The sequence below is a fragment of the Chryseobacterium carnipullorum genome (assembly GCF_003815695.1).
GTDB classification, from domain to species: Bacteria; Bacteroidota; Bacteroidia; order Flavobacteriales; family Weeksellaceae; genus Chryseobacterium; species Chryseobacterium carnipullorum.
In genome coordinates this window covers 3,028,496-3,053,253 of sequence record NZ_CP033920.1, presented here as the reverse complement: position 1 = coordinate 3,053,253, position 24,758 = coordinate 3,028,496, and the positions used below count along the sequence as shown (strand labels likewise).

Annotated in this window: 23 protein-coding genes; 5 read left to right on the top strand and 18 right to left on the bottom strand. The window is 35.9% G+C overall.

Features of this window, described 5'->3' with window-relative positions:
* Window positions 1–154 precede the first annotated feature (154 nt).
* Entirely contained in the window at window positions 155–1,255 is a 1,101-nt protein-coding gene (locus tag EG346_RS13995; protein ID WP_073334672.1) for a calcium:cation antiporter, read from the bottom strand.
* Between the two features lie 799 nt (window positions 1,256–2,054).
* Here EG346_RS13995 and EG346_RS25360 point away from each other — a divergent pair.
* Window positions 2,055–2,186 carry a hypothetical protein gene (locus EG346_RS25360; protein WP_262484531.1) on the top strand — a complete coding sequence of 44 codons (132 nt, stop codon included), beginning with the start codon at window positions 2,055–2,057 and terminating at the stop codon, window positions 2,184–2,186.
* 157 nt (window positions 2,187–2,343) lie between these two features.
* Here EG346_RS25360 and EG346_RS13990 read toward each other — a convergent pair whose 3' ends face one another.
* Window positions 2,344–2,613: a heme oxygenase gene (locus EG346_RS13990; protein WP_073334671.1), complete on the bottom strand. Its 270-nt coding sequence runs from the start codon at window positions 2,611–2,613 to the stop codon at window positions 2,344–2,346.
* A 322-nt stretch (window positions 2,614–2,935) separates the two neighbouring features.
* The gene (locus tag EG346_RS13985) at window positions 2,936–3,496 is read right to left on the bottom strand and encodes a helix-turn-helix domain-containing protein (protein ID WP_228425915.1); all 561 of its coding nucleotides are present in this window, start codon (window positions 3,494–3,496) and stop codon (window positions 2,936–2,938) included.
* A gap of 308 nt (window positions 3,497–3,804) precedes the next feature.
* On the opposite strand from EG346_RS13985, the gene EG346_RS13980 reads away from it, so the two are divergent.
* Window positions 3,805–4,245 (top strand): hypothetical protein, encoded by a 441-nt coding sequence (locus EG346_RS13980; RefSeq protein ID WP_123879347.1) that lies wholly within the window; start codon window positions 3,805–3,807, stop codon window positions 4,243–4,245.
* A 71-nt stretch (window positions 4,246–4,316) separates the two neighbouring features.
* Here EG346_RS13980 and EG346_RS13975 read toward each other — a convergent pair whose 3' ends face one another.
* The 3 genes from EG346_RS13975 to EG346_RS13965 all read right to left on the bottom strand — a co-directional run bounded on the left by EG346_RS13975 (window position 4,317) and on the right by EG346_RS13965 (window position 7,097).
* A complete protein-coding gene (locus tag EG346_RS13975; protein WP_123879344.1) occupies window positions 4,317–5,453 on the bottom strand; it encodes a 1-acyl-sn-glycerol-3-phosphate acyltransferase in 1,137 nt (378 codons plus the stop codon).
* 224 nt (window positions 5,454–5,677) lie between these two features.
* Complete coding sequence (locus EG346_RS13970; RefSeq protein WP_123879342.1) at window positions 5,678–6,223, bottom strand: hypothetical protein; 546 nt, start codon at window positions 6,221–6,223, stop codon at window positions 5,678–5,680.
* Between the two features lie 373 nt (window positions 6,224–6,596).
* Window positions 6,597–7,097 carry a hypothetical protein gene (locus tag EG346_RS13965; RefSeq protein WP_123879341.1) on the bottom strand — a complete coding sequence of 167 codons (501 nt, stop codon included), beginning with the start codon at window positions 7,095–7,097 and terminating at the stop codon, window positions 6,597–6,599.
* 261 nt (window positions 7,098–7,358) lie between these two features.
* On the opposite strand from EG346_RS13965, the gene EG346_RS13960 reads away from it, so the two are divergent.
* A protein-coding gene (locus tag EG346_RS13960) for an IS3 family transposase (protein ID WP_394343264.1) occupies window positions 7,359–8,716 on the top strand; the annotation gives its coding sequence in 2 pieces (ribosomal slippage) (window positions 7,359–7,694 and window positions 7,697–8,716; 1,356 coding nt in all).
* A 342-nt stretch (window positions 8,717–9,058) separates the two neighbouring features.
* Here the strand turns inward: EG346_RS13960 and EG346_RS13955 are convergent.
* The 12 genes from EG346_RS13955 to EG346_RS13900 form a co-directional block, all read right to left on the bottom strand.
* Window positions 9,059–10,416 (bottom strand): IS3 family transposase gene (locus tag EG346_RS13955; protein ID WP_394343264.1). Its coding sequence is split into 2 segments (ribosomal slippage): window positions 9,059–10,078 and window positions 10,081–10,416, totalling 1,356 coding nucleotides; the frame shifts between segments, so codons are not numbered across the junction.
* A 72-nt stretch (window positions 10,417–10,488) separates the two neighbouring features.
* Window positions 10,489–12,297: an AAA family ATPase gene (locus EG346_RS13950; RefSeq protein WP_123879339.1), complete on the bottom strand. Its 1,809-nt coding sequence runs from the start codon at window positions 12,295–12,297 to the stop codon at window positions 10,489–10,491.
* Window positions 12,290–12,820 carry an ABC-three component system middle component 1 gene (locus EG346_RS13945; RefSeq protein ID WP_123879337.1) on the bottom strand — a complete coding sequence of 177 codons (531 nt, stop codon included), beginning with the start codon at window positions 12,818–12,820 and terminating at the stop codon, window positions 12,290–12,292. Before EG346_RS13945 ends, EG346_RS13950 begins: the two co-directional genes overlap by 8 nt.
* Entirely contained in the window at window positions 12,807–13,667 is an 861-nt protein-coding gene (locus EG346_RS13940) for a hypothetical protein (protein ID WP_123879335.1), read from the bottom strand. Before EG346_RS13940 ends, EG346_RS13945 begins: the two co-directional genes overlap by 14 nt.
* A gap of 108 nt (window positions 13,668–13,775) precedes the next feature.
* Window positions 13,776–15,133, bottom strand: a protein-coding gene (locus EG346_RS13935) for an IS3 family transposase (protein WP_394343263.1) whose coding sequence is annotated in 2 segments (ribosomal slippage) — window positions 13,776–14,795 and window positions 14,798–15,133 — 1,356 coding nt in all. Because the reading frame shifts where the segments join, the coding sequence is not laid out codon by codon here.
* A 248-nt stretch (window positions 15,134–15,381) separates the two neighbouring features.
* Window positions 15,382–16,182 (bottom strand): hypothetical protein, encoded by an 801-nt coding sequence (locus EG346_RS13930; RefSeq protein WP_123879333.1) that lies wholly within the window; start codon window positions 16,180–16,182, stop codon window positions 15,382–15,384.
* Entirely contained in the window at window positions 16,179–17,318 is a 1,140-nt protein-coding gene (locus EG346_RS13925; protein WP_123879331.1) for a site-specific integrase, read from the bottom strand. Before EG346_RS13925 ends, EG346_RS13930 begins: the two co-directional genes overlap by 4 nt.
* A 169-nt stretch (window positions 17,319–17,487) precedes the next feature.
* Window positions 17,488–18,873: a tRNA uridine-5-carboxymethylaminomethyl(34) synthesis GTPase MnmE gene (gene mnmE / locus EG346_RS13920; RefSeq protein WP_123879329.1), complete on the bottom strand. Its 1,386-nt coding sequence runs from the start codon at window positions 18,871–18,873 to the stop codon at window positions 17,488–17,490.
* Between the two features lie 284 nt (window positions 18,874–19,157).
* On the bottom strand, window positions 19,158–19,736 hold the full coding sequence (locus EG346_RS13915; RefSeq protein ID WP_123879327.1) for an NAD(P)H-dependent oxidoreductase: 579 nt from the start codon (window positions 19,734–19,736) through the stop codon (window positions 19,158–19,160).
* The gene (locus EG346_RS13910; protein ID WP_123879325.1) at window positions 19,733–20,758 is read right to left on the bottom strand and encodes a saccharopine dehydrogenase; all 1,026 of its coding nucleotides are present in this window, start codon (window positions 20,756–20,758) and stop codon (window positions 19,733–19,735) included. The genes EG346_RS13915 and EG346_RS13910 overlap by 4 nt, the downstream gene beginning before the upstream one ends.
* Before the next feature lie 113 nt (window positions 20,759–20,871).
* Window positions 20,872–21,438 carry a Crp/Fnr family transcriptional regulator gene (locus EG346_RS13905; RefSeq protein WP_123879323.1) on the bottom strand — a complete coding sequence of 189 codons (567 nt, stop codon included), beginning with the start codon at window positions 21,436–21,438 and terminating at the stop codon, window positions 20,872–20,874.
* A 461-nt stretch (window positions 21,439–21,899) separates the two neighbouring features.
* Window positions 21,900–23,669 carry an aminopeptidase P family protein gene (locus tag EG346_RS13900; protein WP_123879321.1) on the bottom strand — a complete coding sequence of 590 codons (1,770 nt, stop codon included), beginning with the start codon at window positions 23,667–23,669 and terminating at the stop codon, window positions 21,900–21,902.
* A 461-nt stretch (window positions 23,670–24,130) separates the two neighbouring features.
* Here EG346_RS13900 and EG346_RS13895 point away from each other — a divergent pair, with 461 nt between their 5' ends.
* Together EG346_RS13895 and EG346_RS13890 are read left to right on the top strand one after the other, a co-directional pair.
* Window positions 24,131–24,568, top strand: coding sequence for a DUF6526 family protein (locus EG346_RS13895; protein ID WP_073332808.1), 438 nt, complete (start codon window positions 24,131–24,133; stop codon window positions 24,566–24,568).
* Window positions 24,569–24,589: 21 nt separating this feature from the next.
* Window positions 24,590–24,757 (top strand): phosphatidate cytidylyltransferase, encoded by a 168-nt coding sequence (locus tag EG346_RS13890; protein WP_073332811.1) that lies wholly within the window; start codon window positions 24,590–24,592, stop codon window positions 24,755–24,757.
* The last annotated feature ends 1 nt before the right edge of the window (window position 24,758 follow it).

The window sequence follows — 24,758 nt, the reverse complement described above, 5'->3', positions numbered from 1 at the left end:
GATTTCATTAATTTAAATATACGGTAAATTTCTATACGCTACTGATCAAAGGATACCACATTTTTGAGTTTAATCATGATTTCCGGAACCATTGAGTATGGATTATATTTGAAGTCAGCTCACAGCAACCAACTCTGTACTCGTAAAAGGTAATTCAGGGAGCCAGGGTGGTAAAAAGATAGAGAAGAAAGATAGACAGCAGAACAAAACCCTGCATAATATTCGTCTTTCCTGTGGCCAGTGAAATCGTGATAATAAATAAGGACAGTCCCAAAAGAACGGTTGATTTTATATTAATTCCCAGCGTCATTCTAAAATCTGCCATTACCGAAGCTACTGCTACGACCGGAATACTGAGCCCAATACTTGCTAATGCAGATCCGAATGCAAGATTAAGGCTGGTCTGCAGTCTGTTATTGTACGCTGCTCTGATGGCCGCAATGCCTTCCGGTAAAAGAACAATACCGGCAATAATAATTCCGACGATAGATTTCGGAGCACCTGCTCCAACAACGAGGGCATCAACATCTTTTGAAAGGTATTTGGCCAATACCACGACAATTCCCAGGCACAAAACCAAAAGCACAATACTAAGCATCGTTACTTTCAGAGAAGGTTTTTCAGGAAGGATTTCCTGGTCCTCTGTTTCAAGATCATCTTTAGGTTTGGGGGCAACAAAATAAGCGCGGTGCCTGATGGTCTGTACCATAGTAAAACCTATGTATAATGCCAGACAGGTGATTGAAATGAAAATAAGCTGAAAGGAAGTGTACTCGCCATTATCATGACTGATGGTATAGTTGGGAAGAATGAATAAAAATGCTATGATGGCAACTAAGGTGATCATCGCTGTACTTACCCCCTGCAAAGTAAATACCTGGACCTTATACCGGATGGATCCTACAATAATGCAAATTCCAATAATTCCTGTAAGAATAATCATGACCGCCGCAAAAACGGTGTCTCTTGCCAGGCTTATGGTTTCCAAACCTTTTGCACTCAGCATGATGGAAATAATAAGAGAAACTTCGATCACGGTAATGGCAAACGCCAGCAATAAAGTTCCGTAAGGCTCTCCTACTCTGTAAGCAATGGTCTCCGAATGATAGACTGCTGCTAAAACAGACCCTATTAGGAAAAAACTAAGGAGTATAGAATACAGATGACCTGTCATCGTGTAATGTGCAAAATAAGCAAGCCAGGCAAGTACCGGAATCAGTATTGTCCATCCTACGAGGTAAATCTTTTTTTTCATAAATTTTAAACATTTGACCACGACTGAAGTACGATCTTCCAGGCTTTATTTATTGTGATAAAGTCAGTTCCGGAATCTTCTCAAACGCACAGAACTGCATTCTTACAGATATAGATTGAGCAAAACTGTATCTGATTGATGAGAATGAATGATCGTGCGAATTTTTTTGTTATCCCTATCATAAAAAAGAACAGATACCCGGAAAGGTTGCTGTCCTCTTTTAGCTAAAACCTTAAAAACATATTTACTATTTTTCGGGTTATTAAGCTCTATTTTTTGCCTTATTCAATATCGGATCTGAAGGTTTTAACCGAAAAAAACAGCTTTCTTTTCTTCCTGTATTGATGAGGATTGATCGATGTCAATGAAGGATAATTGTGGATTTATTCTGATCCAAAGATCGTTTTTTTAAAACATAATATCCTACACTCTTCCGGAACAAACTTACATCTATCCCACTTTTTTAAAGATTAAAAAAATGACGAGTGTTTGTTTTTCAATGGTTTAGAGAATAAGGGAGAAATTCAGCAGAGAAAATTTATGTTATAGCAATTTCAGGTCTGTAATTTTCAAATTCCGGAGGAAACATCATTTGACGGCCAAGATTTCATCTTGATGTTCTGAATAGCTTCATCATCCTTATCAAATTGAAAAATCCTTTACTCCATAAGGCGGCTATTTTTTTTAAATCAGGATAGGCAATTGTGAATATCTATGATTTATGTAACAAATGACCAGACTCTTGCAAGCTGTTCCATTTTTAATCCGTGACCTTTACATTCAATCAAAATTGTATACAATGGCAAAAGAGAAAGACGGAAAAAAGAAGACAGACAAAACAGCTCCCTTAAAAACCGCAAAAGAAAAACGGGAAGACAAGGCTACCAAGAGAAAGGATAAAGAGAGTGAAAGCAGAAATGCCACCAGTTAAATAATACTGGATTGAAAGAATAAGATGAAGTCAGATGTGAAGGACAAAGCAAGCAGGTCTGTCCTTCCCGCTCCCAAAATATTAAGAACAAGACAGACAACCATAATTTAGCCAACGGACCTTGATCAGACGGTGAAATTCATAATACCGCTTGTTTTCAGAGAATATCATCCTCGCCAACAGCGGTAACAAAATAATGGTCAATCGTTTCGTCTGCGTCTTCGCACATCTTCAGCAGATCATCCTGTGAACGATCTTCCAAATTACAATCATCCTGGGTTTCAATGATAAACTCGGTTACTTTTTCGGTATCCATTAAATCATATTTCATTAAATCATTTAAAGTTTCCAATCCGTAGCTTTCCTTGAAAAAAGGAATTTTAAGGGAAATGGTATCTTTAAACTTAAAGAGATGGATTGTTTTCATTATTTAAAATATTGTAGTGTTCGTCTATACTGCTTCAACCGGCACAACCTATAAAAAGAGATAGAGACCTTTAAGCTTCTATCCCTTCTTCAAAACTCTCTTTGAAAGAGGAGTGGTGAAATATTAATTTCCTATTTAGTTGTGATGATTTCTTACTGCTTTTTAGTTTTGGCTTTATCTTATCCTCGTCAAGTTTCATGTTTTGTGATGGTCTCCGTTACGAGGATTATTTGATGAAGTTTAGCAATGACTGTACAAAATTGGGATTTCTTTTCCCGATGATGTTACAGATGAGTAGATTAATCTTACATTTATCACACCTTTAAAGGTCTTCCAGATTATTTTTACGTTTAAGTCCCAGCTGTTTGTAGAAAGACGGAGAAAGTCCTGTGATTTTTTTGAACTGGTTGGAGAGATGGGCGGCACTGCTGTAATTCAACTTATAAGAGATCTCCGTAAGATTAAGTTCGTCATACAGTAAGAGTTCCTTTACTTTTTCAATTTTATTGATGATGATATAATGCTGTATCGTGATGCCTTTCACTTCAGAAAATATATTCGCCAGATAGGTATAGTCGTAGCCCAGTTTTTCACTGATATAGTCTGAGAAGTTTTCTTTGGGGAGCTCTTCATAATAGTGGATCATTTCGGTAATTACATTTTTAATTTTTTCGATCAGAATACTTTTTTTATCATCTAATAATTCAAGACCTGATTTCAACAATTCCCTTTTTAAAATCTCCCGCTGCTCATGGGTAATGTCTTCCAGCAAATCAACCATACCAAGATCCACCACAGCATGCTTAATACCCAGATTATTAAGCTCTTCATGCACCATCATTTTGCACCGCAGGCTAACCATATATTTTATGTACAACTTCATTTCATTCAAAGTTACGCATTAAAATTTTGAGGATCAGAATATAAAGACCCGGCATTCTTTAATGAGCGAAGAGAAAATAGAAAAAGTAGTGACCCTAACTCCTTTATTTTCATTTTGTATATTTGAAATGCAGTAAAGAAGTCGATGCATTTTGTATCATGTATTGATCACACTTAGCGGATATTTTATAAGCTTCAAATACAGAGTATCAGTGTTGTCAGTCTGAGCGAAATTAAAAATCCCTTTTTTAATATTAATATTCAATTATTGATACTCCTGATACACAGACTCATTTAAAAAGTAAACCCATGCCATTTGATCCCTCTCTATTCACTGAAAAATTACGTCACCGGGACTACGATTTCCTGATCCCAAAGAAAAATATTTCTGAAATCATTTTTAATGGAGATGAGATTATCCTTGTAATGATTAAAGTACAAAAAAGTGAGATCCCTGATTTTACTTCGTTGATCATTTCAGCGATGGGAACTTCGGGATTAGATGAATGGGAAATGCAAAACTGCAGCATCATGGCGACCGATGAAAAATTAATGCTGCAAAAAACAGACGATTTTCAGATCTACTGGAAGCTTGATTTAGCCATTGAAACTTATCTGGAAGGAGACCTTCAGTATCTGTATGAAGTGGATACTGATCCAAGTAAAAAAGGGCATGGCAGTGAAATGTGCTACGCGATTGAAACCACAACTTCCTTTATCTATTTTTATACGAGCCATTTTTACTACTAGTAATGGCAGGTGATGTTTAAAAATAGTTATGATCTTTGATTTCAACACTGAGAACGCCTGTCACTGTTTCATTAAAGCATTTCGCCATACTTCATTTTATTCATCAGCGGATTAGCGTACATCACCAAGAAAAATTCTTTTGAAACGGCATCAGAAGGATCGATTCTCATTTCAAGTCTTCGGACAAACAGCTGTTTTTCCTGTTCTGTATATTCTGAGGCATAAGTATCCGTATTGTGAAGGAGGTCGTAAGCGATAAACTTGGTCGGCCACAGTTTATAGTTTTGTATGATCGAATCATCAATGATCTGGGCCATTGCCTGTAACTGCTTATTTTTGTTTTCAAAGTTCACGGCAATATCATCCAGTTCTGTATCCAGTACATTTCCTGCATGCAGATGAATGCGTTTCTTTTGACCCAATACTCCACTCAGCATGGTCATAAAATCTTCATCCTTCCCTTTGATGTATTCCTCGTCTCTGTGTTTGGCAAGAAGCTGAGGCATTTTTAAAGAATCGGTAGGATCATATTCATAAGAGATCGATATCGGAACGATCTTCAATGTTTTAAAATAGTCAGTGAGTGAAAGATCTCCGGCCGCCATCGCAAGCATTTTTAAAACGCCCTGCTGGGTAGCATCATTTCCGTCTTTGGTACGGCCTTCACGCTGAGCGATCCAAACGGAACGCTTTTCAACATGTAGTAGCTGCTCAATATATTCGGACATGATCTGGGAACTTTTCAATTGTTCACGAATCGGCAAACCTCTCTGAACTAAAAAGTTGCGGTTCAGTTTCGCCAGTACATGCAAAAAGGTCTTTTGCACAAGGTTGTCTCCTATCGCAGAAGACGTCATGATCAACTTCTTGTCAAGTAAAACCAGATTCAGCAGTGAAGTATCTAAAACAATATCTCTGTGGTTGGAAACGAAAAGATAGGGTGTATTTTTATCTAAGTGATCAAATCCCGAGGTCGTTAAGCCCTCAGAACTCTTCGCCAGAATCTGACGAATGGTATGGGCAATAAAATTGTGCTGAAAATCACTTATCGAATGAATACTCTTAAACTGTTCCCTCCAGACCTGCTTATCAACATCAGGAAAAGTGAAACTCATCAGTGCGGTCATCATAGGATCACGGGCTATTCCCCGTAACGCTTCATTCACTTCATGATCATAAAAAGGCCTGATTTCATCGAACTTCGACATGTAATTATTTAAAATTAATACTATTTTGCAAAAGAACAAAAATTTATTGAGGAGACCTTACAATGTTTGTTAAAGTATACCCTTTACCTGTATAACAATCTATATGTTCTACATATCATTGAAATTTTTACTGTAAAAATAAAGAGACAGACTGTTTTGATGGGTTTACCTAAATCCTGAGCCTATCATTTTAAAAATATCATCCCGTTTCCTGAAATAAATCTTTATTTTACTTTCTCCAAAAGATACAATTTAGCCCCTGAAAATGCCAGTTTAGGCATCAGGTTTCCTTCCAGCACCATGGTCTTATTATTGACATCGATCACGGAAATATAATTGTTGGAATTGTATTCTATATAGTTTTCTTTTTCTTTGGTGACCGGGTTTTTCCCGAATTCCATGGAATATTTTACCCAATCTTCTTTTTCGGAACTGCAGTGTACAGGTTTGAATTTCGATTTTTTAGCCTTGAAAATAATCTGATCAAAACCTTCCGTACAGTCTGAAGTAAACGAACTTTCCGGATTCTGGTCATTGGTAAAGTCTTCAAAAGAACCTTTGTACGCGCCCACTACTTTCCAGGTCCCGTCTACACGATCTTCATCTATTTTCCCTTTGGCTTTGCTTACCGCCCAGCTGATCCCATTTACCGTTCCTTTTACGGCTTTGTAACTTACATTAACAGCTCCCTTTACGACTTTAGCCGCCGTGGAAACCACGCAAGAGTGTAATACAAAAACCACTGAAGCCAGGAATACTACTTTTTTCATATTGTGAATTTTATCGATACGAAGATAGGTTTTTTGAAAGTGACAATGAAATTTCAAAAAGCAACCCTTAAAAAGCTCCTGAATAGCTGCAGACCATTCCAAAGGGTCTCCCAGTATTTGTATAAGCCTCTCCAGGCTTTTCTAAAGAACCTTTCACTACTTACTGAAGTGTCTTTACCCCCTTGCGTAAGGGGGTAAAGACGGTTGTACAACTACCTTTGGAGACTTGAAAACTGCCGGCAGACGGTTATGCAAATACATCGTGACGGTTATGGCATACCCGAAGGGGTTATGGAAGGGCATAAAGGTATATTTATAAAAAAGAGCACGTTTTCACGTGCTCTTTTATTCAATTATTTTTTCAGTATTATTTCTATTTACTGTCGGTATCTGTAGATTGAGGAGGGACATCGGTTGGCTGGGTCGCTGCTACAAAAAACTGTTTCATATCTTCATAGATCACATTGGTACCGGGTACATTCTCCCCGGAAAGGAATTTTATATTCCGGTAAAAGCTGATGGAATTGTGATAGTTATCATGATCCAGCAATACTTTGGTATCACCAAGCTGTTCTACGATGGAATCCAGGAGCTGAAGCCTCTGCTCAATCTGTTCCCTGGCGGCATAATCCCTGTCGAAGTCAGGTTTATCCAGAAAACCGGGAACGTGCTGGGGATATTGTTCCATATAGATTTTGGCCTTGTTCACAAAGAGTTTGTTCTGCTCAGCAATCCTTCCGTATTGCTGCCTCAGATCTGGGGTAAGGTTGATGGTTTTTCCCGCAAGGGCGGTTTGGATGTCCTGAATTGCCTTATCAATGGTTTCCAGTTCTGCGTTTGTAAAGCTTACGCTGATTAAATTGTCTAGTGCCATAATTTGTGTGTTTGATGTTTAACTACATCAAATATAGCAAGTATATAATTCGGAAAAACAGTCAGTTAGCAATTTTTCAGCAGGCTTTCGTCAGATAGTGGAAACAGAATAATAAGGTTTATATTTTTGAAAATTTTGATGGAAAAAAGATTGTACAGGAAGGGAAATATAGAATTTTAATTCTTGTAAATCGTCAGCAAAAAGTAGACATTAGATATTAAAAAGTTAAGGAGTGTTTTCATAAAAAGAGTAATTTTAATTATGGCAACACCGAAAAAGAAACCGACCGAGAAATTCGTAAAAGATATTCGGCAGAACACCCGCAGAATATTCACTGCAGAGCAAAAGATTTTAATCGTGATGGAAGGTCTTCGAGCTGAGACTTCCGTAGCCGAACTTTGCAGGAACCATAATATTGCACAGTCGCAGTTTTATGCCTGGAACAAGGAGTTTATGGAAGCAGGAAAGAAGCGTCTCAATGGAGATATTGCTCGCGAGGCTACGAGTGATGAAGTATCAGATCTGAAGAAGGAAAACGCACGTTTGAAAGAGATCGTAGCTGATCTGGTCGTTCGCTATGATATTGTAAAAAAAAGTTTAGACAGGCTGGATTAATCGATAAATACAGGAAATATATGAGATTATCAGCAGCCGAGAAATACGAGATCATTCAAACGGTGACCAGGAGTGAAATCGGTGTGAAGCGAACCTTGGAAAGTTTTGGAATCGCCAGAAGTAGTTTTTACAAATGGTATAAAAGCTACCTCGAATACGGCTATGATGGCTTGGAAACTACGAAAAGAACAAACCATAGACAATGGAACAGCATTCCTGAAAGACAGAAAGATCTGGTGGTAGAGATCGCTTTGGAACACACCGAATTGTCTGCAAGGGAACTGGCCTACAAAATTACCGATGAGCAAGGTGTTTTTATTTCAGAATCCAGTGTTTACCGTATTTTAAAGCAAAGAGACTTAATCCCGGCACCGAATCATTTTCTTCTTTCGGCAGCAAATGAGTTCAAAGACAAAACTGAATTTGTGCATCAAATGTGGCAGACAGATTTTACCTATTTCAAGATCATTGGCTGGGGATGGTACTATCTGAGCACGATTTTGGACGATTATAGCCGCTACATCATTCACTGGGAGCTGTGCGACTCGATGAAGGCCGAAGATGTGAAACGAACGGTGGACACGGCCATTAAAAAAGCGAAATTAAAGACCAAAGCTAAACCGAAACTGCTCTCAGATAACGGTTCCTGCTACGTCTCCAGTGAACTGAAAACCTATCTTAGAGATAATGTAAAGATGAAGCAGGTTCACGGAAAACCAATGCATCCGCAGACCCAAGGTAAGATTGAACGTTATCACAGAACTATGAAAAACGTAGTGAAACTCAATCATTTTTATCACCCCGAGGAACTCATCCAAGCACTGGAGAAGTTTGTAGAAAACTACAATAACAAGCGCTATCACGAGTCGATAAATAACCTCACTCCAGCAGATGTGTACTTCGGAAGATCAGAACAGATTTTGGAAAAAAGAAAGCAAACAAAAGCGGAATCCATCCGAAAAAGAAGACAAATATATAATCAACAAAAATTAGTAAGTTTATAAACCGAAAATCCTCCTTAAGGATTTAAACTAAAATGTCTAAGTTGGTTTGAAGACGTACAGTGTCGTACAAAATTCTATTCTTGATATATTAAAATTAAAAACAACAGAAATTAGTGTAACTGTTGATGATAGTAGTATTACAACTAAAATTATAGATAGAGGAATATTAATATATAAAATTAAAGAGAAAAATAAATATCATCCCTTTATTAATAGCCTTCAAATAAATCTATATTTTTTGAATAGAAGTGCAAAAATTAATTTTAAAAATAAAATGGGGATATGTACGTCTTCAAACCAACTTAGACATTTTAGTTTAAATCCTTAAGGAGGATTTTCGGTTTATAAACTTACTAATTTTTGTTGATTATATATTTGTCTTCTTTTTCGGATGGATTCCGCTTTTGTTTGCTTTCTTTTTTCCAAAATCTGTTCTGATCTTCCGAAGTACACATCTGCTGGAGTGAGGTTATTTATCGACTCGTGATAGCGCTTGTTATTGTAGTTTTCTACAAACTTCTCCAGTGCTTGGATGAGTTCCTCGGGGTGATAAAAATGATTGAGTTTCACTACGTTTTTCATAGTTCTGTGATAACGTTCAATCTTACCTTGGGTCTGCGGATGCATTGGTTTTCCGTGAACCTGCTTCATCTTTACATTATCTCTAAGATAGGTTTTCAGTTCACTGGAGACGTAGCAGGAACCGTTATCTGAGAGCAGTTTCGGTTTAGCTTTGGTCTTTAATTTCGCTTTTTTAATGGCCGTGTCCACCGTTCGTTTCACATCTTCGGCCTTCATCGAGTCGCACAGCTCCCAGTGAATGATGTAGCGGCTATAATCGTCCAAAATCGTGCTCAGATAGTACCATCCCCAGCCAATGATCTTGAAATAGGTAAAATCTGTCTGCCACATTTGATGCACAAATTCAGTTTTGTCTTTGAACTCATTTGCTGCCGAAAGAAGAAAATGATTCGGTGCCGGGATTAAGTCTCTTTGCTTTAAAATACGGTAAACACTGGATTCTGAAATAAAAACACCTTGCTCATCGGTAATTTTGTAGGCCAGTTCCCTTGCAGACAATTCGGTGTGTTCCAAAGCGATCTCTACCACCAGATCTTTCTGTCTTTCAGGAATGCTGTTCCATTGTCTATGGTTTGTTCTTTTCGTAGTTTCCAAGCCATCATAGCCGTATTCGAGGTAGCTTTTATACCATTTGTAAAAACTACTTCTGGCGATTCCAAAACTTTCCAAGGTTCGCTTCACACCGATTTCACTCCTGGTCACCGTTTGAATGATCTCGTATTTCTCGGCTGCTGATAATCTCATATATTTCCTGTATTTATCGATTAATCCAGCCTGTCTAAACTTTTTTTTACAATATCATAGCGAACGACCAGATCAGCTACGATCTCTTTCAAACGTGCGTTTTCCTTCTTCAGATCTGATACTTCATCACTCGTAGCCTCGCGAGCAATATCTCCATTGAGACGCTTCTTTCCTGCTTCCATAAACTCCTTGTTCCAGGCATAAAACTGCGACTGTGCAATATTATGGTTCCTGCAAAGTTCGGCTACGGAAGTCTCAGCTCGAAGACCTTCCATCACGATTAAAATCTTTTGCTCTGCAGTGAATATTCTGCGGGTGTTCTGCCGAATATCTTTTACGAATTTCTCGGTCGGTTTCTTTTTCGGTGTTGCCATAATTAAAATTACTCTTTTTATGAAAACACTCCTTAACTTTTTAATATCTAATGTCTACTTTTTGCTGACGATTTACACATCAATGAGTTTAGTTCTTTCTATATTTATCTTGGAGATAATACTTTTCTCTATTTCAGCTGATTTAGAAGTCAAATCTTTAATTTCTTTTTCAATATCATCAACTATTTTCTGTTGTTCAACAATCTTTAAAGCTCCTAATCTTTCTAAATCAATTTTTGACAATATCTCTTGGAATGAATTAAAAGTTGTCTTACACAAAGGGCAATCTGAACTTTCTGTTTTAATTAGATAACCTTTACCATACATTATTACTTTATCTAGATCATCATTAAAGCTGAGTAGCGTATTTAATTCATTCTTTTCTGATGTTAATTTGCTATTAAAATCGATAAGTTTATTGGTTATGATTTCAAATTCGTCACAAAAAGCCTTTATATCAATATTGGCATTTAAAAGTGTATTTGAAAAATTTTTTTTATCAATTATTAAAGAATATGATTGATTTAGCTCTTGTAATTCGTTAATCTTTTTATTATTTTTTTCAAAATGTTCTTTGAATTCAATTAATTCCTGTTTACGCTTTTCTAAATTGTCATAAGTAGATTCAAATTCAGAAAATACTTTTTGAAGATCCTTCTCTTTAGACTTCTTATCTGAAAGAACTGAATTGTGTTTTAGCAAAGATTCATTAAAATTAATTATTGAATTTTGTGCATACTTTTTATACTCTAAAAATTTAGAATTTTCTTTTAATAGGGTTTGTTCAACTAATCTTAGTTGGTTTATTTTTTCTACATCTAATAAATAATTATCTAAATGATTTAAAAGAAAATGATAATCTCCAATTTTTACTTTTAAAATTTCAATTTCTTTTAATATTTGACCTTCAAGCTCTTTCGATTTACGTAGATTTAAATAATTTGATTTTCTAGTTTGAAGCTGTTTTACACTAGCTTCAAGAGATTTTAACTTACTTGTACTATTTATATAATTCTCAACTTCTTTAATTAAGTAATCAAGATCACTCTTCGTTTTTTCAAGATTCTCAATATCTATGTGAATCTGTTTAATATTTCTAGAGTTTTCTTTATGAATTTTATCAAAATTCTCTTTTGAAATACTTTTATCTATTTTTTCAACTGAATATTTTGTAAATTTAGTATAGTCTACCTTAGTCAATTTATCAAGCCATATATTTACTTTAGAAATATTCTCTTCATTGCCATTAAGTTTTGCAAGTTCCTCGTCATTTTTTTTAATAGAAAAATCAATAGACTCTCTTTTTTTATTTAATGTTTTAAGTAAATCAGATAATTGCTTCAATCTCTCAGTTGCTTCAAAACTCTGAGGCCAAAAATCTTTTAATTCATTAAATCTTTCTTCAGGAGTTTTGAATCGTAAAAAACTATCAATTTGATCTTGCGTTAAAACATTACTAGATGGCAAAGCACTAAAATCAGAAGTAATTGATCCATCGGATAAATTGCCCTGACGATAATCGTTATAATAGATTGTACCCGGTTTTTTATATCTACTTACTAATTTTCCGACAAATTGACTATTATCAAGTTCAATATTAACTTTTCCCTGGATTCTTTTTTTATAACTATCGCTATTAGTTAACAAAATAGTATTTTCTGTTTCACTTTTGATAGCTTTTTTTGTAAAATCATTTTCAAATCTTTTTATTTTATTACTAAAAGTCCACTCAATTGCATCAAAAAATGATGTTTTTCCATAACCATTAGGAGCATATATCGCCACTAGATTCGCTACGTAATCTTTTTTCTCCAGATTAAACTCTGAGGTTCCCTCATATATCCTAAAATCAGAAATTTCAATTTTTTTAATTTTACTCATGATCTAAAGTATTTATTAGTTCTTCTGCAGTTAGTTGTTTACCTAAGATTGCGATGACTTCATCATGCTCTTTATCTACTAAAAAGGTATCGACAGAATCGCTCGCAAGACTCCTCCTACTAATTGTAAAATTAAATAGTTCTTCATCAATTATAGAAATAACCTCGTCATCACTAAGTTCTTTCTCCAAATCATCATGAATAATTTTCCGAGTAGAAAACTTATCTTGCTCAATCAATTGTTTTGTCACTTCATCAATCTTATCTTTTATAAAGAAAAACTGGTAAATATTCCATCTTTCTACATTTTTTTCTAAGAATTGACTTTGGAAGTAGATTGCTATATAATCTCTAAGCTCCTCATGAACTTTTAATAGCTCATCCTTATCTGAAAATTGAATAGAGAATATATAAATATTATACTCCTTTTCTTCTTTAATCCAACATTCAAGTCCTTCAAATGTTATGCTATCATCTTTCTCTTTTAACGAAGTTATTATGTGATTTGCTTTATTTAATGGCATCTTCAAAAATCTTTTTTAAATTGATACTAACATCAGCTAATGAATTGCTATCTATGACAGCTCTATTTATTTGATTCAAACTAAGAGCTCCGATTTTTATATTTGGAATACTTGGCCCTGAATGTTCAGGATTACTTATATCAACTACAAGTTTATTTGTATTACCAAACTGATCTATATTTGAATTGAAAATATTACAGGTGTGCTTTGCAATTTGATTCTTTTTATTTTCATGAATAGACATTTTAGCTATATTGAAATAGTTTTTTTCTTCAGTTAAGTAAAAATTAAGATATAATTCGATAGGTACGTCTCTTTTGCGACTGAAGATTCCAAAAACATTAGATAGTTCTTTTGATGTTACATTGATACTTATATGATTTGCGTCACTATAATCTCCTTTAAGTATTTCAACGTATGTTAGTATTTGTATCCAACCTTTCCATAGTTTATCATTAACATTTTTATCCTTTCTTAAATGTTTTATTAGTTCTTTTAAATCCAAATTTTTCTTTGGATAAAATATATCATCTCTTTTTGATTCAATGATAACCTTTGGGGAAAGATTATTAATTGGATTATTCGATTCTACCACGCACTCGCTCTCTCTATCACCAAAACCTACAAATACATCATTTTTAAATAAATCAAATGATACAATTTGATCATGCTTTACATTGATGCCATTTCTCTCTAAAAATGTTTTAGCCTTTCTTATACTCACAGAACTAAGATTACGAACTGCCTGATACTTAACAATAGATGTAACCTGGAAATAATCGTTAACTACAGCAGATCCTGAGAAAGCATTATAATTAGAGTTTTGTGCATAATTTAATATGCTCAAAGAAACATCTTGAATTAAGTTTTGACCTTGTATTTCTCTATCTATTGATTGTACGTCTTCAAACCAACTTAGACATTTTAGTTTAAATCCTTAAGGAGGATTTTCGATTTATAAACTTACTAATTTTTGTTGATTATATATTTGTCTTCTTTTTCGGATGGATTCCGCTTTTGTTTGCTTTCTTTTTTCCAAAATCTGTTCTGATCTTCCGAAGTACACATCTGCTGGAGTGAGGTTATTTATCGACTCGTGATAGCGCTTGTTATTGTAGTTTTCTACAAACTTCCCCAGTGCCTGGATGAGTTCCTCGGGGTGATAAAAATGATTTAGTTTCACTACGTTTTTCATCGTTCTGTGATAACGCTCGATCTTACCTTGGGTCTGCGGATGCATTGGTTTTCCGTGAACTTGCTTCATCTTTAAATTATCTTTAAGATAGGTTTTCAGCTCACTGGAGACGTAGCAGGAACCGTTATCTGAGAGCAGTTTCGGTTTAGCTTTGGTCTTTAATTTCGCTTTTTTAATGGCCGTGTCCACCGTTCGTTTCACATCTTCGGCCTTCATCGAGTCGCACAGCTCCCAGTGAATGATGTAGCGGCTGTAATCGTCCAAAATCGTGCTCAGATAGTACCATCCCCATCCAATGATCTTGAAATAGGTAAAATCTGTCTGCCACATTTGATGCACAAATTTCGTTTTGTCTTTGAACTCATTTGCTGCTGAAAGAAGAAAATGATTCGGTGCCGGGATTAAGTCTCTTTGCTTTAAAATACGGTAAACACTGGATTCTGAAATAAAAACACCTTGTTCATCGGTAATTTTGTAGGCCAGTTCCCTTGCAGATAATTCGGTGTGTTCCAAAGCGATCTCTACCACCAGATCTTTCTGTCTTTCAGGAATGCTGTTCCATTGCCTATGGTTTGTTCTTTTCGTAGTTTCCAACCCATCATAGCCGTATTCGAGGTAGCTCCCGTACCATTTGTAAAAGCTGCTTCTTGCAATTCCAAAACTTTCCAAGGTTCGTTTCACGCCGAGTTCACTTGTGGTTACCGTTTGAATGATCTCGTATTTCTCAGCTGCCGATAATCTCATATATTTTCTGTATTTATCGATTAATCCAGCCTGTCTAAACTTTTTTTTACAATGTCATAGCGAACGACCAGATCAGCTACGATCTCTTTCAAACGTGCGTTTTCCTTCTTCAGATCTGATACTTCATCACTCGTAGCCTCGCGAGCGACATCTCCATTGAGACGCTTCTTTCCTGCTTCCATAAACTCCTTGTTCCAGGCATAAAACTGCGACTGTGCAATATTATGATTCCTGCAAAGTTCGGCTACGGAAGTCTCCGCTCGAAGACCTTCCATCACGATTAAAATCTTTTGCTCTGCAGTGAATATTCTGCGGGTGTTTTGCCGAATATCTTTTACAAATTTTTCGGTGGGTTTCTTTTTTGGTGTTGCCATAATTAAAATTACTCTTTTTATGAAAACACTCCTTAACTTTTTAATATCTAATGTCCACTTTTTGCTGACGATTTACAATGCTTTTCAATTCGGTTCAGCTTGTGAAGGATGATTTCGTTTTCCATTGCTTTACTATTTTAAAATTTGTGTGGCAAAGGAAAACAAATGACAATGTCATTAAAATACTCGGATAGTCAAAACACCTTCTAATAAAGGTTTTTACAGTATAAAATTTGAATATGGCTGATCTATAAGACAAAATTGGTGTATGCGCTATTTAAGCTGCCATACGGAATTTGAGAAACTTCCCCTTTCTCATACTTTACAAAGTTTGCTATAATAAAGTTCATTAAGCTTTTTCTTTTTGCCCTATCAAATTTAATATCACCGCTTTCTGAGATTATGTGTAACAAAGAAAACAATTCGGTGTAAGTAATAACATTCTTTCCCGATGTTCCAACCCATTTTATTTTATCACCAGGTATGTTTCCATTCAATAAAGCTTGTAAATCATTTACTGAACTTTCTTCAATATTTTTACTATTCAATCTTATAATCTCACTTATTTCTGTCTCACTAAGTTTCCGAATAGAAATATTCTGATTAACTAAATTTTTGATCTCAGGTAGAAGTGCAGATTCAAATTTTTTAGTCCAAATTAGTTTCCCAAGCATAGCGGCTCCTACCACTAAATAAAACATTATTGACAGACGATAGAAAAATAACACATATTGATTGGGGATTGAAATATCTTTCAGCATCATCAGTAAGATAGCAAAATAAATAATGTAGATGAAAATTCGAGGTCTTTCGATCCGAGCAATCCACCAATCACGATCGAGACAAAAGAAATAATAGAGAATCCATTTTATGTTTACTCTACAGAAAGGGTAAAGAATAAAAACAATTAAAACTAGCGCAATTACCTTAAAGATAGGAACCCTGAAGTTGAATGGAATAAGATAGACTCCCATCAGAGTTATCAGCGAGATAACAAATGAAACTAGAATTAATAAGGAAGGTCTACTTTCAATGTTTATTTTCATCATATCTCAATATTTAATTCTGGAATAATCTCTGCTGCTTCTTTCATTTTGCTATCCACAATTTTTGCATAGATCTGAGTGGTCCTCAATTCACGATGGCCTAATCTTTTTGAAACTGTGTAAATATCTGCGCCATTTTCCAGAAGTAAAACAGCATTCGTATGCCGAGCTGAATGAAAAGTAATATGTTTGGGAACAGCAGCACGATTGCACCAACGGATAATTTCTGTATTGTAAGTCATCCCATATTTCAAACCCTTGAAAACTCTTTCTTGTGGATCTTGTCTTTCGCCTAACAATTCTCTTGCTTGTTTTGATATATAAAGATATTCTACACCATCTGTTTTTTCTTGTCGGAAATTAACTCTTGAAATATCACCTTCATCACGAACTTCTTTCCATGTCAGAGAATTTATATCTGACCAACGTAATCCTGATAAGCATGAAAAAAGAAATGCTTTCTTCAAAACAGGATATTTACATTCTGCTTTCGCTAGCCTTTGTAATTCATCAAAAATCAGATATTCTCTTTGGCTTTCAGCTTGTTCAAATGATTTTATTTTTGACGCATAATTGATTGTCAAATATCCATTATCGAAAGCACTTCGAAGTGCAGCCTTAAATTTATTGAAATATGAATATTTGGAATTTTGAGAAAGTGGAATTTCACTTTTAGTAAGAGCATCTTTCTCAAAATATCTGTGAACTTTTTTGACGAATCTCTCATCAATTTCATCGAAAGTCATGCTTTTAGAAACAATCTTTTTGAGATGTTGTAAAGTAGAAAACCAGTTACCGTAATTATTGGAAGAATCTTGTAATCGTTTCTCATCTGTTAACTCCTCAAAATATGTTAAAAAAGTTCTTTTACTTTTTACGGTATCTTTCAAGTCGTAACGCCCCTGGACATATTCAGCTTTTTTGATTGCCAAAATACTTTCTGCGAGAACCAAAGTTTCTTTATTTTCTTTTTTTTCATTAGGCGTTTTTGGTTCGGGATGCAAATACAGTTTCAAGTACTCGAAATCACGCAGATGAATTCTTTTTCCTTGAACATTTGTCGATGAACCTTTGTAATACTCAATGAAAAGACTAATCCTTCCATCAGCTAAATTTTTCTGTTTTAAAGTGATATTCATATATTTTATTTGAGGTGTACATTTGTACACCTTTAAACTAATTTTCTTAGCTCAAGGTGTACAACAGGTGTACAAATATATAAATAAACTCTAAAAAGAGAAAATAAATTTTTTATAAATATCTGATAATCAAATAAAAGAAAGAAAAAGAAACCAAAGAGAAGCTAAATTATTTCCCGATACAAAACTTAGAAAAAATATTCCCCAGCACCTCATCATTCGTCACTTCACCGGAAATTTCTCCAAGATGTTCCAAAGCATTTCTCAGCTCGTAGGCCAGCAATTCTGTAGAGATCCGGAAAGAAATGGCTTCTTTCACTTTATGGGTGGCGTCCAGGGACTTTCGGAGAGCTTCAAAGTGTCTTTGATTCGTAATAACGACGTTATTTTCCTGAGACTTTAACTGCTCAACGTAAGAGGACAATTCGTTTTTAAGATCCTGGATATTTTGGTTTTCTACCGCAGATATTCTGATAAAATCAAAATCCTGGGCGATTTCGTTTCTGAAAATATCTTCTACCGCTTCATATTTCGGAGGCAGTACTTCGTCAATTTTTGTAGCACAGATAATAAGTTTCAGATCATCTCTCTGCAAAGATTTTATCATGTCAATATCTTCCGAATAATCTTCTGTAGCGGCATCTGCAAGGTAAACCAGGATATTCGCATTTTCGACCTTCTCTTTGGCTTTTTTCACACCGATTGCTTCAATTTCATCCACGGTATCACGCAGTCCTGCCGTATCAATCAGACGGAAGGCATGACCTTTAATGTGCAAGATCTCTTCAATCGTATCTCTTGTAGTTCCGGCAATATTACTGACAATGGCTCTCTCTTCTTTCAATAAGGAATTTAACAGCGTTGATTTTCCTGCATTCGGCTTTCCGATGATGGCCACCGCAGTTCCGTTTTTAATGGCATTTCCGTATTGGAAACTATCGATAAGAGAGTCTAATTTTAATTCAATTTTATCCAATAACCCGTTAAGCGCTGACCGGTCTGCAAACTCCACATCTTCCTCTGCAAAATCCAGTTCAAGTTCGATCAGGGAAACAAAATTCAGAAGATCCGTTCTCAAGACCGATATTTCATTGGTAATTCCTCCTTTCAGCTGATTGATCGCTACTTTCCGGGACGCTTCATTTTCAGAGGCAATCACATCTGCGATAGCTTCCGCCTGCGAAAGGTCTATTCTTCCGTTAATGAATGCACGAAGGGTAAATTCACCCGCTTTCGCCATTCTTGCCCCGTTTTGGGTCAAAGTTTCCAGAATACGTTTTCCGATATGCGGGGAGCCGTGAAAAGCGATTTCCACAGAATTTTCTGTAGTAAAGCTTTTCGGAGCCAGGAAAATAGAAATCATCACCTCATCAATCGCTTCTTCCCCATCCATAAAATAACCGTAATGAATGGTATGAGACTTTTGCTTTTCCAGATTTTTACCCGGAAAACTTTTCTGGACAACCTTTAAAGAATCGTCTCCTGAAACTCTGATAATCCCTAAAGCTCCTACTCCATTGGCCGTAGCCAGTGCGCAAATCGTATCCTTATTCATTTTGCAAATTTAAGGTTTTTCATGCTAATGTGTGACAGCGTTTTTTATACAGATTGTCTATGGCTTTGATTGGAGCTTTTGGGATTTTTATCCATTATCAGATTCCCTGTTGTCAATGACTAAAGTTTTATCATATTATAACTCTTAAGCAATACGATCAATTAATGACCATCTGTGATTTTTAAGAGTGCTATTCGTATTTAAAAGCTGTTGGAAATTAAATTCACCTTCACGGCCAATTTATTATGAGATCGCTTCGGCACTTCGTTCCCCGCAATGAAAATTTACTGTTGTCTTTTGCCGAGTTCTCTCAATTTTTGAAGCCATTTCACACGCTGTTCATCCGTAGAATTTCTTATAATTCCGATATAAGTTACTTTCACCGGTGTTACACCACAAAATTCCAGCGTTGATTTTTTCAGCTGATTCACACTTGGTCTTCCATAAAGAAGCCAATAATACCATCCCGGCTGATCCAGTGTCGTGATGATATGGCCTGTTTTCCCTTTCAGCAGTTTATCCCACCAAACCGAATTTTCTCTATACTGGTAAGCAAATCCCGGAAGGAAGAGCCGGTCTATAAAACCTTTCATCAATGCAGGTAAACCGCCCCACCATACCGGATGAATCCATACCAGATGATCTGCCCACTGTATAATCTCCCAGGCTTTCAGCAAATCAGGTTCCAACTCCATTCTTTTCTGGTATCCGAAATGAAGAATAGGATCAAAATTGAGTTCAGCGATGGTAATCACTTTTACTTCAGCTCCCGAATTTCTGGCTCCTTCCTGATAAGCTTCTGCTATTCCAAAATTAAAAGAATCTCTATTCGGATGCCCGTTGATAATGGCTATTTTTTTCATGATACAGATTGTATGTTGATGGTTTCATAGGCTTTAAGCTTGTCCATCAATATTGATGGCTGATGCAACTGATGACTGAAATACACTTTGTTTTCATGGGGACTCATAAGCAGCTCTTCTGTATGCAACACCGCAGAAAGTGCGGTTAATTCTGCCTGTCCTTTTGTGCTCTGCAGACTTAACTTTCTTACTTCATTATTACTCTTGACAACGATTTCAAAGACACTTTGGTCCCCCTTTCCACTTGATCCGAAAATCATTCGCCTTTCCTTTAATGACAAAATATTGAAAAGTCTTATTTTTTGGAAGGCTCCCAAAAGCCACGTGATGAACTTTGAATTGTAAGTCATCTTAACACTCACATTAGGGACGTTTTCAATCTGATTTAAAATATATAAATCCGGTACATCAAAGTTATAGGCTTCTCTGGTCCCAATGCCAAAAGAAAAATTAAAGTTTTCAGAATCTAAAAAATGTTTGATCGGAACCTGTCGGTTATTTTGATACCTGATAAACGGCTTTGCCACATTTTCAGCCATAAAATGAGCGGAACTTTCACCGGCAAGATCTTTCACCGAATAATACACAAAAAGTTTCACTTCCTGAATGTCGGCAGCCTTATCTGCAATGGTTTTAGCAAGCCCGTTCACAATGCCTCCCATCCATCCGGAACTGAATACAATCCTGCTCTGTACGTCTCTGTTTTTGGCAATGCTGTATGCTCTCACAAGGTCAGGAGTAGGTTTGGTGATATCCAGATAATCGATTTTATTTTCGATGGCAAACCGGAGAACATGATCTTCTTTATCATTGACCGAAAGAATGATCAGATCTATTTTATTTTCCTTAATAATGTGAAAGGTTTCCGGATGAGTCACATCAATTTTCAGATCACTTCCTGTATTTTTACCTTTCCTCCCTCCAACGAAAACAGACAGATGAGGATTTCTTGATTTTAAAATTCTGATCATCGTTTTTCCTACCAGACCGTTTCCTCCAATAACTAGAATATTATGCTCCATATATTTTTTTTTTACAAAATTATAAAGCTACCTATTCAGGCTATAGGACAAATGTCCAAAAAAACAATCCCTTTCCAGTTATATTTTATGATTACAAATGATGTCAATTTTATTTACAGCGTAACTTCTTTTCTGATCCGGCTAAGGTGTCGTTGGGTAATTCCCAGATAAGAAGCTAAATATTGCAGCGGAATTTTCTGAACATAATCCGGCTGATTCCCGAGCAGATATGCATAACGCTGTGCGGCACTGTCCCTCTGAAGCTGGAAAAACCGCTCCTCAAGCTCAAGATATTCCTGTTCCGCGATCATCTTCAAAAATCTTGTCCAGTTGAGATCCATTTTTATAAACTGATCGATGGCATCTTTCTTTAAAACCATAAGATGGGCATCAGTAATAGCCTGCATATTTTCTCTGCTGGGAGAATCTGAAATAAATGACGAGTAGCTGGCCATCAGCTGATTGGGAAATCTGAAACAGTAGGTCATATCTTTTCCCTCATCTGAAATATAATAGGAACGAAAAATGCCGGATACTATAAATGCTATTTCCCTGCATCGGTCACCTTCATGTACAAAAAATTCATTTTTATGTACTTTTCTGACTTCAAAAAGCTGCAGGAAATCACTGATCTCATTTTCTGAGAATACATTAAAACTGCGGAAAAAATCTTCTACCATGTTTTCAAATTATAATTCAGGAAGGTGATAAAGCCTACCGCGGGATGTTGATCGCGAAATTAAACAAATCATAGAGTATTTCAAAAATTAAGTGTCCCGAACGGTTCAAAAGATCTTAATGTCTGGTTTTTGATAAAAAAATAAAACCATTTCATGACGAAATGGTCTTACTGCTTTGAATTTACTAAGTGTATGAAGATATGAATGATGTCTTGTTACTGATGCAAAGATAGACCACCTGGTATTTGTTTTTGTCAGGGGAATCCCTAGAATTATATCCGTGAAAATACGGTTGTTTGGATAAAAAAAGCCCCGCAGAGACATCCGCAGGGCTTCAAGAATTTATCTAACAATTATTAATGTTCAATATATAAAATTCAATGGTTAAGGATTAATATTTTGAAAGTTCAAAAACTGACTATTTTCCATTCACCACCTACTGTTATTCACATTTCAGATCATTAAAGAGGGCTTACCAATTCCAGGAACCATTCTTTAACTTCTCCTTCAAGATAAGGGCCTATTTTTTCTTCACATGTTCTGTGATAATCATTCAACCAGGTAATTTCTTCTTGTGAAAGGATTTCTTTTACAATGGTATCTTTAAAGAACGGGCAGAATGTAAGGGTTTCAAATTCATAGAACGTTCCGTGAATTGTTTTTTCGGCTTCTTTTACCGCAATCAGGTTTTCATGTCTGATTCCATATTCTCCTTCAAGATAGTATCCCGGTTCATTGGAACAAACCATTCCAGGAAGAAGATCCTGAGGATTCATGTCTTTTCTGATGTTCTGAGGTCCTTCATGGACATTCATGAAACTTCCGACTCCATGTCCTGTTCCGTGGTTGAAATCTTTCCCTTCCATCCAGAGCGGAAGTCTTGCAATGGCATCCAGATGAACGCCTTTTGTTCCTTTCGGGAATTTAACCATTGATAAACGGATCAATCCCTGCAATACCAATGTAGAATTTCTTTTGAACTCATCAGAAACCGCACCTAAAGAAAGAGTTCTTGTAATATCCGTAGTTCCTTCCAGATACTGTCCTCCTGAATCTACCAGAATACTTGCATCATTGGTAACGTCTTTGCTTCCTTCACTTTTTGCAGAATAATGCATGATGGCACCATTATCTTTATAGCCTACAATACTGCCGAAGCTTTCTCCCACGAAATTGTCTCCTTCTGCGCGGAAACCTCTCAGTTTTTCGCCGATAGAATATTCATTCATGGCTTCTTTTCCTGCATTATGGGTCAGCCAGTAAAGGAATTTCACCATGGCTACTCCATCTCTTACCATCACTTTTCTGAATCCTTCCAGTTCGGTTTCGTTTTTCTGAGCTTTCATCAGATTACCCGGAACCGGAGCTTTTGTAAACTTGTTGTCTGCTTGTAAGGTTTCAAAAATCATCTGGTTACTGTTCGGAGAAACCAGTATATTTTCATTTTTAAATGCTTTCAGGTAATGGTAAAACTCTTCATAAGGCATCATTTTTACAAAAGATTCATCCATCTGCTTTCTTGCCTCCACTTCAAGTTTCTCCAGATCTGTGAACAGGACTGCATCATTTTTTGTAATAACGATATATCCTAAAAATACAGGATTGCTTTGTACATCACTTCCTCTTAAGTTGGAGGTCCATGCTACATCATCCAGACTTGATATAATATGAACGGTAGTTCCCTGATCTTCCATTTTCTGACGGATCGCCCCCAATTTGTCCGTAACTGATTTTCCAGCTCTTTCTACAGGATGTACAAAAATCGGATTTTTTGAAGGGGTTCCTCTGTCTTTCCAGATTTCCTTTAATAGAGGAAGATCTGTTAAACTTATATTTTTTGACTGCAGTTTTTGCGAAAGCAGTTCCCAATTGGCATTTGAAGTGGCTACGGCATTAACGGCTACTTTTCCGTTTTCAGGTGTTTCAGAAATAATCCAGTCTATATAATTGGGAGTTCCTTCCATTCCGTCTTTGAAAAGATCAATTCCGGAATTTTCCAGTTCAATGGCAGCCTGCGTAAAATACCTTCCATCAGTCCAAAGTCCAGCTTTGTCTTTGGTAATGACCACAAAACCGGCAGAACCCAGGAATCCTGACAACCATGATCTTTCCTGCCATTCTTCAGGCAGATATTCGCTCATATGCGGATCTGCGGAATATACTATAAATGCATCAACATTATTTTTATGCATCTCTTCACGAAGTGCAACAACTTTTTCCTTTGAAGTCATTCTTTTTTCTTTTTTAAACACCGAAAGTTACGAAAAAATTGAGGTTTAAAAATGAAATCTCAGGTCAATTTTCACTAATGATTGGTTATTCTTTCTTCATCAATGGATTTGATCTGTTACATTTTTGAGAATTAGCTGTTGAGAAAATTGTAGATTTTTCTTAGTTCAAAACCTATTAAAACCTGCGTTTTTTAAAGATAAATATGGATATTTTTAAAATACTACTCCTCTCCATTTACAGCATAAATAGGTATAATTGCCATTATTCCTTTTTTTTAAGAACCATCAAAAACGGATAATCATTTTGAAATAAATAATCCTGTTAAATAAAGAATTACATATTTTATGATTCGTGAAAAATAATCAGCAACATTGAATCTATTATACATTTACATACCACAAAAACAACATAATTGCTAAACATATGAAATTTTGGAAAGATAATTGCTACTATTCATCGTATGAGAGAGCAGAATTATAAAAATCACAGGAAATTTTATCCCCCACATCATTTCATTTACCTTCCGCTATTAATTGCGTTGGAAATTTATGGAATTTATAAAATCCGGAATGATCCTGAACACCAATTAACGTGGACATTGTTTTCAATCGTGATATTTCTGCTTTTCTACCTGGCTTTTATGACAAGACAGCATTACGCACTGGGACTTCAAAACCGAATGGTGATGCTTGAATTCAAACAACGTTATTTTGAGATTTTCGGAAAGCGATCTGATGAAGTGGCAGATCAGCTGAGATTTGACCAGATTGCTGCACTAAGGTTCGCCTATGATGATGAGTTCAAAGAACTTCTGAACAAAGCCATTAAAGAAAATATGTCAGGCGATGAGATCAAACGATCGATCAAAACCTGGAAAGCCGATAACCAAAGAGTTTAACAACACAAAAATATTTATATCATGAGAAAATTGACTTTATTCAGTTTAGCGATATTCACAATGTTGACACTAACAAGTTGTGAAGCAATAGAAACTATTTTTAAGGCAGGAATGTGGTGGGGAATTATCCTGGTCGTTGCGGTGGTAGTAGTCCTCTTTCTGATCTTTTCTCGGGGTAAAAACTCTTAAC

Excerpts from the sequence above, each read along its gene's own strand:
- EG346_RS13945 (WP_123879337.1), bottom strand. The coding sequence starts at position 12,820 with ATGCCATTAAATAAAGCAAATCACATAATAACTTCGTTAAAAGAGAAA.
- EG346_RS13970 (WP_123879342.1), bottom strand. The coding sequence starts at position 6,223 with ATGAAAAAAGTAGTATTCCTGGCTTCAGTGGTTTTTGTATTACACTCT.
- EG346_RS13965 (WP_123879341.1), bottom strand. The coding sequence starts at position 7,097 with ATGGCACTAGACAATTTAATCAGCGTAAGCTTTACAAACGCAGAACTG.
- EG346_RS13905 (WP_123879323.1), bottom strand. The coding sequence starts at position 21,438 with ATGGTAGAAGATTTTTTCCGCAGTTTTAATGTATTCTCAGAAAATGAG.
- EG346_RS13910 (WP_123879325.1), bottom strand. The coding sequence starts at position 20,758 with ATGGAGCATAATATTCTAGTTATTGGAGGAAACGGTCTGGTAGGAAAA.
- EG346_RS13900 (WP_123879321.1), bottom strand. The coding sequence starts at position 23,669 with ATGACTTCAAAGGAAAAAGTTGTTGCACTTCGTGAAGAGATGCATAAA.
- EG346_RS13925 (WP_123879331.1), bottom strand. The coding sequence starts at position 17,318 with ATGAATATCACTTTAAAACAGAAAAATTTAGCTGATGGAAGGATTAGT.
- EG346_RS13985 (WP_228425915.1), bottom strand. The coding sequence starts at position 3,496 with ATGAAGTTGTACATAAAATATATGGTTAGCCTGCGGTGCAAAATGATG.
- EG346_RS13895 (WP_073332808.1), top strand. The coding sequence starts at position 24,131 with ATGAGAGAGCAGAATTATAAAAATCACAGGAAATTTTATCCCCCACAT.
- EG346_RS13995 (WP_073334672.1), bottom strand. The coding sequence starts at position 1,255 with ATGAAAAAAAAGATTTACCTCGTAGGATGGACAATACTGATTCCGGTA.
- EG346_RS13915 (WP_123879327.1), bottom strand. The coding sequence starts at position 19,736 with ATGAAAAAAATAGCCATTATCAACGGGCATCCGAATAGAGATTCTTTT.
- EG346_RS13890 (WP_073332811.1), top strand. The coding sequence starts at position 24,590 with ATGAGAAAATTGACTTTATTCAGTTTAGCGATATTCACAATGTTGACA.
- EG346_RS13990 (WP_073334671.1), bottom strand. The coding sequence starts at position 2,613 with ATGAAAACAATCCATCTCTTTAAGTTTAAAGATACCATTTCCCTTAAA.
- EG346_RS13975 (WP_123879344.1), bottom strand. The coding sequence starts at position 5,453 with ATGTCGAAGTTCGATGAAATCAGGCCTTTTTATGATCATGAAGTGAAT.
- EG346_RS13980 (WP_123879347.1), top strand. The coding sequence starts at position 3,805 with ATGCCATTTGATCCCTCTCTATTCACTGAAAAATTACGTCACCGGGAC.
- EG346_RS13950 (WP_123879339.1), bottom strand. The coding sequence starts at position 12,297 with ATGAGTAAAATTAAAAAAATTGAAATTTCTGATTTTAGGATATATGAG.
- EG346_RS25360 (WP_262484531.1), top strand. The coding sequence starts at position 2,055 with ATGGCAAAAGAGAAAGACGGAAAAAAGAAGACAGACAAAACAGCTCCC.
- EG346_RS13930 (WP_123879333.1), bottom strand. The coding sequence starts at position 16,182 with ATGATGAAAATAAACATTGAAAGTAGACCTTCCTTATTAATTCTAGTT.
- mnmE (WP_123879329.1), bottom strand. The coding sequence starts at position 18,873 with ATGAATAAGGATACGATTTGCGCACTGGCTACGGCCAATGGAGTAGGA.